General features: G+C 40.5%; 13 protein-coding genes. 5 read left to right on the top strand and 8 right to left on the bottom strand.

Features of this window, described 5'->3' with window-relative positions; all coding sequences use genetic code 11:
• Window positions 1–29 precede the first annotated feature (29 nt).
• On the bottom strand, window positions 30–1,298 hold the full coding sequence (locus JMN32_RS11705; RefSeq protein ID WP_202856515.1) for a replication-associated recombination protein A: 1,269 nt from the start codon (window positions 1,296–1,298) through the stop codon (window positions 30–32).
• Between the two features lie 57 nt (window positions 1,299–1,355).
• Between JMN32_RS11705 and JMN32_RS11700 the strand changes: the two genes are divergently transcribed.
• Together JMN32_RS11700 and JMN32_RS27735 are read left to right on the top strand one after the other, a co-directional pair.
• Window positions 1,356–2,231, top strand: coding sequence for a DMT family transporter (locus tag JMN32_RS11700; protein ID WP_202856514.1), 876 nt, complete (start codon window positions 1,356–1,358; stop codon window positions 2,229–2,231).
• Window positions 2,232–2,296: 65 nt separating this feature from the next.
• Window positions 2,297–2,476: a PLDc N-terminal domain-containing protein gene (locus JMN32_RS27735; RefSeq protein WP_202856513.1), complete on the top strand. Its 180-nt coding sequence runs from the start codon at window positions 2,297–2,299 to the stop codon at window positions 2,474–2,476.
• 47 nt (window positions 2,477–2,523) lie between these two features.
• Here the strand turns inward: JMN32_RS27735 and JMN32_RS11690 are convergent, their stop codons facing one another.
• Window positions 2,524–3,546 carry a threonine aldolase family protein gene (locus tag JMN32_RS11690; protein ID WP_202856512.1) on the bottom strand — a complete coding sequence of 341 codons (1,023 nt, stop codon included), beginning with the start codon at window positions 3,544–3,546 and terminating at the stop codon, window positions 2,524–2,526.
• A gap of 162 nt (window positions 3,547–3,708) precedes the next feature.
• Here JMN32_RS11690 and JMN32_RS11685 point away from each other — a divergent pair, with 162 nt between their 5' ends.
• Window positions 3,709–4,923: a TCR/Tet family MFS transporter gene (locus JMN32_RS11685; protein WP_202856511.1), complete on the top strand. Its 1,215-nt coding sequence runs from the start codon at window positions 3,709–3,711 to the stop codon at window positions 4,921–4,923.
• 49 nt (window positions 4,924–4,972) lie between these two features.
• Here JMN32_RS11685 and JMN32_RS11680 read toward each other — a convergent pair whose 3' ends face one another.
• The 5 genes from JMN32_RS11680 to JMN32_RS11660 all read right to left on the bottom strand — a co-directional run bounded on the left by JMN32_RS11680 (window position 4,973) and on the right by JMN32_RS11660 (window position 11,771).
• Complete coding sequence (locus JMN32_RS11680; RefSeq protein WP_202856510.1) at window positions 4,973–7,384, bottom strand: carboxylesterase family protein; 2,412 nt, start codon at window positions 7,382–7,384, stop codon at window positions 4,973–4,975.
• 260 nt (window positions 7,385–7,644) lie between these two features.
• Window positions 7,645–8,346: an N-formylglutamate amidohydrolase gene (locus tag JMN32_RS11675; RefSeq protein WP_202856509.1), complete on the bottom strand. Its 702-nt coding sequence runs from the start codon at window positions 8,344–8,346 to the stop codon at window positions 7,645–7,647.
• Window positions 8,325–9,587 (bottom strand): carboxylate-amine ligase, encoded by a 1,263-nt coding sequence (locus tag JMN32_RS11670; protein ID WP_202856508.1) that lies wholly within the window; start codon window positions 9,585–9,587, stop codon window positions 8,325–8,327. The genes JMN32_RS11675 and JMN32_RS11670 overlap by 22 nt, the downstream gene beginning before the upstream one ends.
• On the bottom strand, window positions 9,584–11,029 hold the full coding sequence (locus tag JMN32_RS11665; RefSeq protein ID WP_202856507.1) for a RimK family protein: 1,446 nt from the start codon (window positions 11,027–11,029) through the stop codon (window positions 9,584–9,586). Before JMN32_RS11665 ends, JMN32_RS11670 begins: the two co-directional genes overlap by 4 nt.
• Window positions 11,022–11,771, bottom strand: coding sequence for a cysteine peptidase family C39 domain-containing protein (locus JMN32_RS11660; protein ID WP_202856506.1), 750 nt, complete (start codon window positions 11,769–11,771; stop codon window positions 11,022–11,024). The genes JMN32_RS11665 and JMN32_RS11660 overlap by 8 nt, the downstream gene beginning before the upstream one ends.
• Window positions 11,772–11,773: 2 nt before the next feature.
• On the opposite strand from JMN32_RS11660, the gene JMN32_RS11655 reads away from it, so the two are divergent.
• Complete coding sequence (locus tag JMN32_RS11655; protein WP_202856505.1) at window positions 11,774–12,406, top strand: RNA polymerase sigma factor; 633 nt, start codon at window positions 11,774–11,776, stop codon at window positions 12,404–12,406.
• On the opposite strand, the gene JMN32_RS11650 is transcribed toward JMN32_RS11655, so the two are convergent.
• Window positions 12,403–13,191, bottom strand: coding sequence for an RMD1 family protein (locus JMN32_RS11650; RefSeq protein WP_202856504.1), 789 nt, complete (start codon window positions 13,189–13,191; stop codon window positions 12,403–12,405). The genes JMN32_RS11655 and JMN32_RS11650 overlap by 4 nt on opposite strands.
• Window positions 13,192–13,358: 167 nt before the next feature.
• Between JMN32_RS11650 and JMN32_RS11645 the strand changes: the two genes are divergently transcribed.
• A complete protein-coding gene (locus JMN32_RS11645) occupies window positions 13,359–13,502 on the top strand; it encodes a hypothetical protein (protein ID WP_202856503.1) in 144 nt (47 codons plus the stop codon).
• Window positions 13,503–13,550 lie beyond the last annotated feature (48 nt).

Below are 13,550 nucleotides of genomic sequence, written 5' to 3'. Positions count from 1 at the left end.
CTCTTTTTAGTCCCAGTTGCCACCACTAACTAATACCCGTATTTATCCTTCCAGAGAGCTTTTAAGCGTTTTCTCATTTCTTCTTCACGAGCATTCTTGCCCGGGTCATAAAACTTTGAGCTTTTGATCTGATCAGGCAAGAACTCCATATCCACAAAATTATTAGCAAAATCGTGTGCATACTTATACCCTTTGCCATAGCCGGAGTCTTTCATCAGCTTAGTGGGAGCATTTCTTATGGACATAGGCACAGGCAGATCCCCAGTCTCTCTTACCAAGGCCTTTGCTTTTTTAATAGCCATATAGCTAGCATTGCTTTTGGGAGAACAAGCCAGATAGGTAGCACATTGCGAAAGTATAATCTCAGCTTCAGGATACCCAATAACATTCACTGCCTGAAAAGTATTGTTAGCAATAACTAAAGCTGTAGGGTTAGCATTGCCAATATCTTCCGAAGCCATAATCAACATGCGGCGAGCTATAAACTTAACATCTTCTCCACCCTCTATCATACGGGCCATATAATAGACAGCAGCATTAGGATCACTCCCTCTTAGAGATTTAATAAAAGCTGAAATAATATCGTAATGCTGCTCACCGGATTTGTCATAAATCGCCACTCGCTGCTGTGCAATATCCATCACCTTCTGATCCGTGATCTCAATTTCTTCCCCAGCCAGCGAATCAAAGACCAATTCCAACAGATTGAGTAGTTTTCGCGCGTCCCCTCCTGAAATGTTCAGCAATGCTTTGTACTCTGTCAGGTGTACCTTCTTCTTTTTTAGCTTTTCATCCTTTTTCAGCACAAGATCAATTAGCTTGAGTAAATCCTCCTCGGCTAGCGATCTCAGTGTATAAACCTGACTCCGGCTAAGCAAAGCCGAATTCACTTCAAAGGAGGGGTTTTCGGTAGTGGCACCAATCAATGTAATGGTACCTTTTTCTACTGCCCCTAGTAATGCATCCTGCTGCGATTTATTAAAGCGATGTATCTCATCAATAAAAAGAATAGCTTTTGATTGCCTTTTGGCTTTATCAATAACCTCCCTAACATCTTTTACACCTGCACTTACCGCACTTAAGGTATAAAAAGGTGACTTTACCTGATTGGCAATAATATTAGCAATAGTAGTTTTGCCCACCCCGGGAGGACCCCATAATATCATCGATGGAACCACCCCTGACTTGATGGTCTTTCTTAAAATTCCACCCTCGCCTACCAAATGTTCCTGCCCAATCAAATCATCAAGAGAAGTCGGCCGCATGCGTTCTGCCAATGGTAAATTCAAATCAAACATCACAGTATTTTATTTTAAAGGTAACAATTTTCAATGCTTTAAGTGATAATTTTGAGCATGCCTGGAAAGATAACAATTCATAGCACACTTCTCTTTGTCACTCTGATCTACGGTTTTAACTACACGGTTGCAAAGTTCGTAATGCCTGCATATTTAGAACCCTTTGGCTTTATTGTTTTTCGAATTGCCAGTGCAACTTTACTTTTTTGGTTATTAAGCAGCATCACTGGTACAGATAAAATAAAGTCTAGAAAGGATTTCGGGCTGCTCTTTCTATGTGGCCTGTTTGGTGTTGCCACCAATCAGCTTCTTTTTTTTAAAGGTCTCAGCCTTACCAACCCTATAAATGGTTCGGTAATTATGACCACCTCTCCAATCATGGTGATGATAGTAGCCTATGCACTGGGCAAAGAGAGTATAACGGTCAAGAAAAGCATTGGTTTTTTTATAGGTGCAGTTGGTGCATACCTACTACTTACAAAAGATGGTGTTTCTCTTAGCAAAGGAACATTCTTAGGAGACCTCCTTATACTCATCAATGGTTCTTCTTATGCAGTTTATCTGGTATTAGTAAAACCTTTAATGGCCAAGTACAAATCAATTACAGTTATTAAATGGGTGTTTTTATTTGGAGGTATAATAGCTTTCCCCTTTGGGATTAGCGAGCTCTCCACTGTCAACTGGACAATAATACCAGTGACTATCTGGCTTTACATAGGCTTTGTGATCATTGCAGCTACATTTCTGGTCTACCTGCTTAATGTTTGGACACTGAAATTTGTAAACTCTTCTTTGGTTGGCAGTTACATTTATTTACAACCCGTGTTTGCCACATTAGTGGCTGTAGCATTCCGTGGTGATCAATTGGATGTACTCACCATACTTTATTCCTTGGTAATTATGCTCGGCGTTTATCTGGTTAGCCAGAAATGATTGCTTAGCTCAACGGTTTTTGATAATTTCACAGGTATCAATTAAAAAACCGGAACATAAAAATAATGAGTGGATTAATCTATTTAATAGGACTAGTGTGTGCAGTTTGGGTTATTTATGATGTCTGGGTTGTCAATAAAAGGTTGGACGAAACTTCTAAACTTCTTTGGACTATCCTTGCAGTCTTTGCCAATATACTGGCGGCCATCATATACTACTTTATACACAAAAGGAGGGCATACTGAGTTGCCCTCAACTTCTACCAGCCTGTACTTCTATTGCAACTAAGCCATCAAAAGCTAAGCTGACGCAATACGTCTATGGTAAAGCCCAATGCTTTATCATCAAAATTCAGGTGCGTTACGAACCGTATCTCTCGTGGCCCAAAAGCAACGGCTTTTACTCCCTGAAGATCAAGTTTATTCAAAAAGGTTTCTGCAGTTATTCCTTCTACAAGTTCGAAAATTAAAATATTGGTATCTACAGGAAGCACATGATTAACATAAGGCAGGCCCTCCAGCACTTCGCCTATTTCTCTCGCCCTCCTATGATCTTCTCCAAGTCTCTCTACATGATGGTCAAGCGCATATATGCCAGCAGCTGCCAGATATCCGGCCTGACGCATACCTCCGCCAAACACCTTACGCATACGTCTTGCTTTACGAATGTGTTCTGCCTTTCCCAGCAATACAGATCCTACAGGTGCTCCAAGACCTTTGGATAAACAGATTGAAATAGTATCGAAATACTGACCATAGTCCTGAGGCTTATCACCTGTTTCTGCCAAGGCATTAAAAAGACGTGCTCCATCCAGATGCATTTTGATGCCACGAGAAATACAAGCTTCAGCTATCTCTGCAATTTCAGCTAGTGTATAAAAACTACCCCCTCCTTTATTTACTGTATTTTCAAGAGCAACAATAGAGGATACAGGACAATGCACATCATCAGGGTTAATATTAGCTAAAACATCCTCAAGGTCTACTCTGCCTCTATTACCTTCCAACAGTCTGAACGATAAGCCGCTATTGCCTGCTACTCCACCCCCTTCATATTTATAGATATGGGAACCCTTGTAACAAATCACTTCTTCATATGGGTTTGAAAGCACATTGATACCTATCTGATTTGTCATAGTACCTGAAGGGCAATAGATGGCGGCATCCATCCCAAAAAGCTTGGCACATTTTTCTTCCAGTGCATTTACAGTGGGATCTTCACCAAAAACATCATCACCAACCTGGGCGCTCATCATAGCTTCTAACATTCCTACCGTAGGTTTGGTCACTGTATCGCTTCGAAGGTCTGCTTTCATAGATTGTTTACTTTTTATTATTGAATATAAAAGACTTCGCTACAAGTTTAATCGAACTCAGCCGACCAAATATAACAAGTACATACACATTCTCACCTACTTTTCCCTCCGATAATGATTTTCGTTTTTTTAGACTACCTTAGATCAAATTTTTTCAGAGGCATGAAGAATAACAAAGCAGCTATTGGATTCATATTTGTTACACTCCTGATTGATGTTATTGGCCTTGGCATCATTATTCCAGTTATGCCAACACTTATTGCAGAGCTTATTCAAGGCGATATCAGCGATGCTGCAGTATATGGTGGATGGCTGGTGTTTGCCTATGCCTCCATGCAGTTTCTCTTTGCTCCTGTTTTGGGCGGCTTAAGTGACCGGTTTGGGCGTCGCCCTGTCTTACTTTTTTCTCTTTTAGGTTTTGGTATCGATTATATATTCATGGCGGTGGCACCAACCATTGGCTGGCTATTTCTGGGAAGGTTAGTTTCCGGAATTACAGGAGCCAGCTTTACAACTGCCTCAGCCTATATTGCTGATGTTAGTCCGCCTGAAAAACGCTCGCAAAACTTTGGTATCATCGGCGCCGCTTTCGGATTAGGATTTATCGTAGGCCCTCTTTTAGGTGGTGTTTTAGGTCAATTTGGCCCACGTATTCCGTTTATAGCTGCAGCTGCACTTACACTCATCAATTGGCTATATGGTTTCCTTGTATTACCTGAATCATTAAAACCGGAAGACAGACGAACTTTTGACTGGAAACGAGCCAACCCGGCCGGTGCCTTGCTTCAATTTAAAAAATACCCTGTAATCCTTGGCCTCGTATCTTCTCTGATATTGGTTTATATAGCTGCTCATGCTACTCAAAGTACCTGGGCATACTTTACCATGGAAAAATTCAAGTGGACGGAAGAGTGGGTTGGATATTCTCTTGCTTTTGTAGGCTTAATGGTGGCGCTAGTACAGGGACTGCTTATCCGCATTATTTTACCTAAAATAGGTCAGATTAAAGGTGTTTATATTGGGCTATTTGTATATGCTATGGGTTTCCTGTTGTTCGCCTTGGCCAATGAAGGGTGGATGATGTTTGCTTTCACTGTAATATATGCTATGGGAGGACTGGCAGGTCCTTCACTACAAGGAATTATGTCAAACCAAGTACCGACCTCTGAGCAGGGTGAGCTACAAGGGGGACTTACAAGCCTAATTAGCATTACTTCAATTGTTGGGCCTCCTCTCATGACAGGCATCTTTGCATATTTTACCGATCCCAATATCTATGAGATATACTTCCCCGGAGCGCCATTTTTACTTGGAGCATTGCTTACTTTAATCAGCCTTGCCCTGGCATTCAGAGCCTTTCAAAACCTTAAAACATAAATAAGGCTGCCCTTTACGGCAGCCTTATACAAATAATCAAACACAGGTTTTATCTTGAAAACTTCACGATCCGCCCTCTTTGAAGCAGGTTGTTCTGTTCATCTTCTATCGAATACAGGTAAATACCATTTTCTACATCGTCAAGTGTCACCTCTCCGTTGCTATTTACTTGCTTAATCGTGATGCCATTGATTGACTTCACTTCAATTTTTACCGGCTGCCCATCAGTAGTCAATGACAGTAAGCTTCTGTCAGTTCTGAAATTCCTTTCGAAATTTGCTAGATTGCCTTCGAATAAGTTATTTGACTCAACAACCTGAGTCTCCTCACCTGACATACGAGCACCTGAGGCCTGAGTTCCAAGTGTCTGGTTGAGCAACCATGCATAAAGGTTTGTAATTTCCGGATCAAAAGAGTTTTTCCAGCTTTGCTCCTGATTACCTCCTTCAGTCACAAATAGTGTTGTATTTGACGTACAGCCATCTACTTCATTGTAAAAGCTTAGTGCATTGTTATAATTGTTTTCTTCGTCCAGCGTGGAGTTTGCCATATAGAACGCAGTTCCACTTGATGCGATGTTGCACGCCACTGATAACGGCATAGAGTAGCTTATTGCGGCTGTAGCTGCCCATCTGTTAGGGCTATTGGTACCATCCATCAACCTATAAAGACCGTCAACTGCTCCTCCATCAAACCCTACAAGAAATATACGGTTTTGATCAACTGGATAATTTGCCACTGCATAATTGTAAAATCTATCTACTTTTCCTTTCCAAAAACCAGATCCCTTTTCGATCTGCGGGCTAAGTACTATAAAGCACTGTCCGTTCGCACATATCTCTTTACCCTGATTTGCATAGTATAGAGGGCCTTCAGCTTTTACCAGATCCAGGTTAGTTCCTTCTGCTGCGTCAGAGTGCAGATAAATAATCACCGGGTATTTCTCAGATGTGTTATAGCCAGATGGAAGATATTCTGCATAGGGCATTCCATCGGATGAAACCTTATTCTTAAGTGTTGCTGTTGAATTACTGGTATCTCCACCACCTGAACTTGAGCCACCTCCTACTACTACAGTTACCTGATCACTGGCCTGACCTCCGTCATTATCCTGTACAGTTATTTCCAGCAAATAGGTGCCTTCGACAAAATTTACGAGAGTCAGCTTGCTTCTATCCGGATTCCACAGGCTCACCGCCGGACCACTTATCTTTTTCCAGCTATATGAAGCAATCGAACCATCAGAATCAGATGCCTGAGCGATAAGATAGATAGCACTTTCAGTAGTACTTGCGTTTACATCTGCCCCAGCATTTACTGTAGGTAATGCATTAGTAGTACCTCCTCCGCCTGAGGGTGTTTCCACTGTAAGCAAAACATTATCTGCAGCATTTGCTCCATCATTATCAGTTACTGTAATCTTAAACTCATAACTACCTTCTGCAAGATCAGCAACCGTTAATTTAGCTCTGTCAGCATTCCACATCGTAGCCGTAGGTCCACTAACTTGTGTCCATGTAAACTCAGATATAGAGCCATCAGGATCAGAAGCCACAGCACCGAAACTAACTGACTCCGTTCCAACTATTGTGTTTAAATCCTGACCTGCATCTACTACAGGAGGTTGGTTTGTAGTAGAGCTACCGCCTCCGCCGCCACTTCCGCTATCATTAAGCGTGTGAGCTAATAGCCATTCGTATACATTTGGACTGTATTCAGAATGGTCAGTTTTATATACAGCATTCCATATCCAGTGTTCACCATCTTGAATCGCCGTAAACGTATTCTGCTGTGTATTGCTTTCGCAGTCGTTTACAGAATTAAACATGCTTATCCCTGAGTTGAAACCGATCACGTCATCTGATGTACCATGAAATGCCCATACAGGTATATTTCTTTCTGCTACTATGCACCCTTTGGAGGTATTTCCCCATGCACATAGTGGAGCTATGGCTGCCAGGTTATTATTAGAGTTTTCAACATCATAGGCTCTTTCCCAAACACCGTTACCTCCAAGGGATAAACCTGTAAGGTAAATTCTATTGGGGTCATAACGATAGTTATTAGGTCCATTCAGTACGTAGTTCCAAAAATCTTTTTGAGCATACCCTGTCCAGTTGCCGCTACCAGTCAACTGCGGTGACAGTACTATAAAGCACTCCTGCTTGCCATTAACTTCAAAGCATAGACTTCCCTGATTTTCAATTTCTTTTGGAGGTCCATTTTTGGCCACCTTGTACATATCAGCTGGTGTGCTTCCTCTTTCTCCAGCGCCATGCAAAAAAATAAGTAGGGGATACTTCTTGGTAGGATTACTACTGTAACCAGGAGGTAGGTGTTCTAAATACCCCTGGACCTTGTTCAACGCCACTGTTTTGACTGTGTTGTGCTTAAGTGCTGAGTTCTGCGCAAAACCTACAAAACTCACCAAGATAAAAAATGTTGTGATTGTTAACTTCATTAATCTGTCAGTTAAACTTAAAAAATGATTTAATCAGTTAAAGGCATGGACCGAAGGTTAAACTTACCAACTTTACTTAACTGATTCTACAAATATATACTGAAGGAGAAAGTATTGTACTATAAGAATATATGAGGCGCAGGTTCTGTCGATAAAACTGGCATATCATCTATGGCCGTCAGAGGGATCAATAAAATATTAACGCTTAATAAGTTAGTTATTAGGCCGTTTTGAAAAAGGTGGGTATATTCTCCCCGCTTCTATGTGGGGAGAAACCTGGACAATAGGGATTGGCTGAAGGTCTCATTAATTTTGCTCATGGCAGGAGTACCTGTATACCTTTGGTTAACTTCTACTTCTATCCCAAGATATGCTTTGCCAGTGAATTTGGTTCTTAAGTAAGTTGTAAAGCCATCATCAGATCCATTGTATGGACAGTTGAGCATAACCAGCTTGTCAGGAAGCATATTATCAAGCTGTCCTTTCCACTGCTCGCAAAACGCCCTTTCTTCTTCTCGCTCATCATCATATAAGAGTCCTACATCCACTGTCCTCTCTATTCCATTGAGTTGTGGGGTGAACGTATGGATGGATAAGTGCAACACAGACTCTCCCTGAGTAATGTAATTCTGAATTTTGCCCTCGATCCCATCTCTGTAGGGATGATAATATTTAGTCAGTAATGTATTCTTTATACCTCTGTTGATGTTATGGGTATATTCGCTAAAAAGCTCTTTATTGTCTAGGGACCTGTTGGTCTCGACCAATAACCGGGATACTTTCTGATAAAATAGTGGCGCTTCCAGATGTCGAGCCAGGTATTTGCCTATTTTAAGGCTTCCCGGATCCCAACCACGATGAGAGGCTAAGGCCTCTTCAGCATCAACAAACATGAATTTATAATCCTTAGGCACATAATTACCTGCATGTTCGCAGGAAATCAAAATTTTTCTTCCACGCATAATTCAAACATTTCGTTATACATTAAACAATCCGACAACTCCCTGTAAACCAGATTTATATTATCCAAGGAATAAACACCTGCCAATGATTTTAATACCCTACTTGCCAGTGTCCCCTGAGACAGAATTATATTAAGCTCAGTAAGCCAAGGTTGAATATCAGCAGGGTACAGCTTCTCCACCTTTTTGAGAATTTCACCCCAAAGGTCTCCCGCTGTCATATGCTCATGTCCGGAAACTCCAAAAATTTCAAAATATGCGGCATTGTCAATCACGGCATGTTCCCCATATTTTATTGTTTCCTGAAATATGACATGAAGGGGGTCTATCTCCCATTTTTGCTGATCATGAAAAGAGACCAGCTTCTCATTGACCAGTGTTTTTAAGAGCCCAATGATCAATGCAAGTATTGCCAGGTCTGCCTTAGGGCACTCCTGTATATCCAGAATGCGGATTTCAATTGACCCTCTGTCAAACCGAGCTATGGCTCCTCTGGAATTCAACCATACGGGCTGTAATATCTTTTTAGGGTCATGGGGAGCTATGTCAAGAGTTATGCGATCATATATTAATTTATGATATTGCCTCTTTGAAAATGCTCTTTCAGGGATCACCTTACCCGTCAGTGAGGGAATAACTCTTTGGTTTTTCTGATAATAGTCCAGCCTCTTGTCTAAAAAGCCGGTGTTCTTACCTCCTAAAACAGGTGAACTTGCAGCTATCGCGGGTAATATGGGTAATACAAGCCTTATAGCCGCATGAAGCCGTGCAAACTCCTCATCATCATAGAAGGGCAGGTTTAAATGTGTGCTCTGAAGGTTAGACCACCCGTGCCCGCAACAATTAAATATTTTATTATAGGTATCATAAATATCATTGCTCTCATGGGGCCATAAAAATGTCTCTTTATTCGGGTCCATCAGTGGATGCGCAGCTGTTGGCATCAATTGAGAATCAAAAGTTGCCAGCTCTTTATTGACCTCTTTGATATTGGCATGAAATTCACTTGCCATCTCCTCAAGATTCAGCTCCGGCTTTGTGCACTTTAGTTCTACTACATGTAAAACCAACTCATTGCACCAGGTTACTTTTCCTCTATTTATATCACTTACATACTCATTGCTGATTTTTTTAAAGAGCTCATCAGTTATTGGTTTTATGGCCAAAGACTCTTTGTTAACAATCATGTATTCCAGTTCTATGCCATAGCCCTGAAAAAGGTGTAATCTTGAATTACTCATCGTTTTTGTATCCTCTCTAAGAAGGTTTCCATAATCTTTGTGTATAGGCCATTTTTAATAATTCTGTCCTCTACACCTGCATCAATATTGGGGTTATCATTGATCTCAATGACGTAAAACTTACCATTGATCTCTTTGATATCTACTCCATACAAGCCATTACCAATCAATGCTGTTGCTTTTAATGCGGTATCAATAAGTACTTTAGGGACATCGGAAACAGCTATGGTTTCGCTTTTGCCTTCACGATGTTCCCCGTTCTTTTTCCAGTCTACGATCTGCCAGTGGTTCTGCGCCATGAAGTATTTGCAAACATATAGAGGCTGTTTATTGACCACTCCTACACGCCAATCATATGGCGTAGGCATAAACTCCTGTACAATAAGAAGTTCTGACTTCTGAAAAAGATCTTTTAATGTTTCTGCCAATTGTTTTTCATCCGATACCTTCTTAACGCCTTTTGAAAAGGAGCCATCAGGTTGTTTGATCACCATCGGGTAGTTAAAGTTTTCCGGTACTTTCTGACTATCTTTCCTGAGAATATAGGACTTCGGAACGGCAATTTTATTGGCAACAAGAAGCTCATGTAAATAGACCTTATTGGTGCACTTTAGAATAGAATTTGAATCATCTATTACCACAAGCCCTTCTGACTCGGCCTTTTTTGCAAACCTGTAGGTATAGTGGTTTACATTGGTGGTTTCTCTAATAAACAAGGCATCAAACTGTACCAGTTTTCCAAAATCATTTTTAGTGATCACCTCCGTATTAAAGCCCAGTTTATCAGCAGCAGCAATGAATTTCTGAATGGCTTTAGGGCTGGATGGCGGAGTAGAATCTTCAGGACTCATCAATATAGCCAGGTCATATTTTTTCCGGCTATATTTCTTTCTAACTACCTTTTTACCGGTAATATAAAAAAATAGTGCCTCCTGTAGCTTTTTGCTATTGGCTTCATCAAGGCCCTTCAAATGGAGGGGCTTTAAAGCCTGCAACTGCCATTTATCCTTTTTAACAAATACTGCCTGTATTATCGGAATTTGAAATAGGTTGAAAAGCAAAACTCCAATTCTTGAGAATTGAGGGTTATCAACCTGCCCGAACATAATATGAATCACTACCTTGTTTTCTGACTGAGATTTCAGGCTATTTTGAATGAGGGCATTAAACTCCTCAGCATCATCTCTGATCAGCGATGGAAACCGGAAGTCCTGGAGCGTAGCAATTTCCGGAATTACTTTATGCCCTCTGGCCTCGGCCAACAAAGACACATAGTACCCCAAACTCTGATATTGATGCGATCTGCACAGGTTAATAATTTTAAAGGTCTTTGACTCCTGGTATTCAGGTTTACTGAAATAGGCTGAAGGTGAAATCACCTCAGCTCCTTCAAATTTTAGGTTCCACTTTTCCGGGTTTTCTGTTATTATTAATTTAGGCATACTTTTTAGGGTATATGATTAGCAAATTGGCGTCGTAAGTCATCACTCCAAGCATTATAGAGTTAATAAGTTTATGAAAGCTTACTTTATAGTATTGCTTTTCACTGATTGGATTGGGGTCCAATGGGTCGGCAATAAAGGCAAGCCTTTTCTCCTGATTAAAGCCATTAATGATCACAAAATGCCCTGTCGGCGCTCCGTTGACATCATCGTACCGGATAACATACTCTCCAGTACCTATAATGAACTCTCCGGTTTCACGAGGGCTTTCGTACAGATAGGTAGAACTCAGACCAGTCAGGATGGGGATTTTCTTTGTTAGAAAATATTTGATCAGATTAGGGGTTAGCTCTTCAAATTTTATCGTACCGCCATTAGACAAAAACTGTAAATAGCCTGCCGTAGCCACCTGAAGTTTTTCATCTTCCGGCTTAGCCTTTACCTGTTCCTTGAGCTTGTCTGTAAGGTCAACTCTTTTCTTGAACCATGATGGGTCAAACGTGCCTAAATTGTATGTGTAAATAGTTGCATTGTAGCCCCTTTTTAAAGCATGGTTGCCCAATAGTACTGCGATTGTTCCTCCTGAAGCCAGTTGCTTCACTTCATCGATTACTTGTCTGAGGGACACATTATCATCATAATATTGATAAACTCCATGTAAGCATGTAGGACCGCAGGTCACATCATCTGGCTGAGCTTTTATGTTCAAATCCAGAATCTTTTCTTTGGTTTTTAACAGCATCTTTGCCTAATTTTCTAATTCACAGTTTTGACGGTGTTTTACTAAAAAGTCACCCTGTTTTGATTATAGATAAAAATATTTCTGACGAGCAGCTGGTTCTTCTTCTCCAGGATGTTTACAACCCAGGGTATTTTTCTTTGCTTGTGCAGAGGCATGAAAAATATATACTCAGGAAGTGTATGAGCTATGTCAAAAATGAGGACATCGCAGAAGATCTTTGTCAGGAAATTTTGATCAAATTGTTTGTCAATATCAAGTCTTTCAAAGGTGAGGCACGCTTTTCAACCTGGCTTTTTTCTATTATCCATAACACTTGTATCGACCACCTGAGAAAAAATAAAAAAAATGTAAGGCAGGTTATAACAGACAAGATGGCTGATGAGGTTACTGAAATGATAGAAGGTGTCGATGAAGTACCTGAGGAACTGTCAATCAAAATACTGGAAAACCTACTAGATGAAATCTCCCCGGAAGAGAAAATGATATTGCTACTCAAGTACAAAGAAAAACACCCTATCAAAGATATTCAGCTAACTTTGGGACTCTCTGAAAGTGCCGTAAAAATGAGGCTGAAAAGAGCAAAGAGTAAGGTAAACAAGCTTTACCTTACATACCGAAACAAACAAAAGTCTTAAATTATTTTACCTATAAAGGTATCTAACACTTCTACAAGAATCAGAATAATAATAATCCACTCCAACTTACTGCTTTCGCTTTGATGGTATAGTTCCATAAAAGCATGAAGGTTGTCTTCCACAATACTAAAAGTGTTTTCTATTGACCGATATCTCAAGCCGAGATCAAAGTGCTTGGAAAGAGTACTATTCACTTTTTCCAGGTATTCGTTATTCCAAGTAACCGGAGGAGCATCAAAAATATACAGGTTTTCAGCGATTCTATTTTTAGTATTCAGGGCTTTGCCGATAAACTTCATAATGTTTTTCCTGCTGATTTTCAGTTTACCCTCTTCTTCCATCTGTGTGGTAAACTGACGAACACGCATCAACAGATCCTGCGATACGGTATCGTAATACATTAGGGCAACACTTTGTGCCACATTCAGCATGGCTATTTTAATCGTTTCCTGGTTGATCAGGTGAAGGCTCAAACTGTTAAACTCAACTTTAATTTCATCCTGATTCCCCGACTTAAGTACAAAATCATCGGTAGGGAGATGCGCCTTGGAAACACTGGGGAAATAACGATTCAGGGCAATCCCTATCTCCTTTTCACCCATATTATAAAAGGCTATGACTCCATAATTAAAGATAAAAATGTATTGCTCTAAACCAGACTCTACAAACAGATCGGTTTTGCCCTCAGAAATTATTTTTTCGCGAATCTTATCTCGGCAACTTTTAATATCAATATTACCCGTTAAGTGATAGGCGCGAATCTTCAACTCTTTATTACCTGACATATAAGTTTATTGGTCATTTTATAATAGTGAGACGAAGGCCTCAAACAAAAGTCACTTGACAAAAGTGAGATTTAGCACTTAGAGAACTAATGAACCAGGAAAAATCGATCAAAAAGAGTGACTTCCTCTAAAATGAGCGTCAAAGAAGTAAACCATCACATACTACCATGAAAAAGACCAGACCCATGACAGTAAACTCAAACCAAGTGGCCGCCACCATTATGGAACACCCGGAACAGTCAGTAAATATGGAGGTAAAGCAAACCCACTACACAAAAGCTAATCGGGCTAAGCCCAGGAAAGCAAAATAACCCCTCTCATTGGCCGGAACAATATCTCAAAAAAACTTGCTGGAGATT

The organism is Fulvivirga marina (genome assembly GCF_016775155.1).
Taxonomy (GTDB): domain Bacteria; phylum Bacteroidota; class Bacteroidia; order Cytophagales; family Cyclobacteriaceae; genus Fulvivirga; species Fulvivirga marina.
This window is presented reverse-complemented; position numbering and strand designations above follow the sequence as displayed.

Excerpts from the sequence above, each read along its gene's own strand:
- JMN32_RS11670 (WP_202856508.1), bottom strand. The coding sequence starts at position 9,587 with ATGAGTAATTCAAGATTACACCTTTTTCAGGGCTATGGCATAGAACTG.
- JMN32_RS11685 (WP_202856511.1), top strand. The coding sequence starts at position 3,709 with ATGAAGAATAACAAAGCAGCTATTGGATTCATATTTGTTACACTCCTG.
- JMN32_RS27735 (WP_202856513.1), top strand. The coding sequence starts at position 2,297 with ATGAGTGGATTAATCTATTTAATAGGACTAGTGTGTGCAGTTTGGGTT.
- JMN32_RS11680 (WP_202856510.1), bottom strand. The coding sequence starts at position 7,384 with ATGAAGTTAACAATCACAACATTTTTTATCTTGGTGAGTTTTGTAGGT.
- JMN32_RS11650 (WP_202856504.1), bottom strand. The coding sequence starts at position 13,191 with ATGTCAGGTAATAAAGAGTTGAAGATTCGCGCCTATCACTTAACGGGT.
- JMN32_RS11700 (WP_202856514.1), top strand. The coding sequence starts at position 1,356 with ATGCCTGGAAAGATAACAATTCATAGCACACTTCTCTTTGTCACTCTG.
- JMN32_RS11690 (WP_202856512.1), bottom strand. The coding sequence starts at position 3,546 with ATGAAAGCAGACCTTCGAAGCGATACAGTGACCAAACCTACGGTAGGA.
- JMN32_RS11645 (WP_202856503.1), top strand. The coding sequence starts at position 13,359 with ATGAAAAAGACCAGACCCATGACAGTAAACTCAAACCAAGTGGCCGCC.
- JMN32_RS11660 (WP_202856506.1), bottom strand. The coding sequence starts at position 11,771 with ATGCTGTTAAAAACCAAAGAAAAGATTCTGGATTTGAACATAAAAGCT.
- JMN32_RS11675 (WP_202856509.1), bottom strand. The coding sequence starts at position 8,346 with ATGCGTGGAAGAAAAATTTTGATTTCCTGCGAACATGCAGGTAATTAT.
- JMN32_RS11665 (WP_202856507.1), bottom strand. The coding sequence starts at position 11,029 with ATGCCTAAATTAATAATAACAGAAAACCCGGAAAAGTGGAACCTAAAA.
- JMN32_RS11705 (WP_202856515.1), bottom strand. The coding sequence starts at position 1,298 with ATGTTTGATTTGAATTTACCATTGGCAGAACGCATGCGGCCGACTTCT.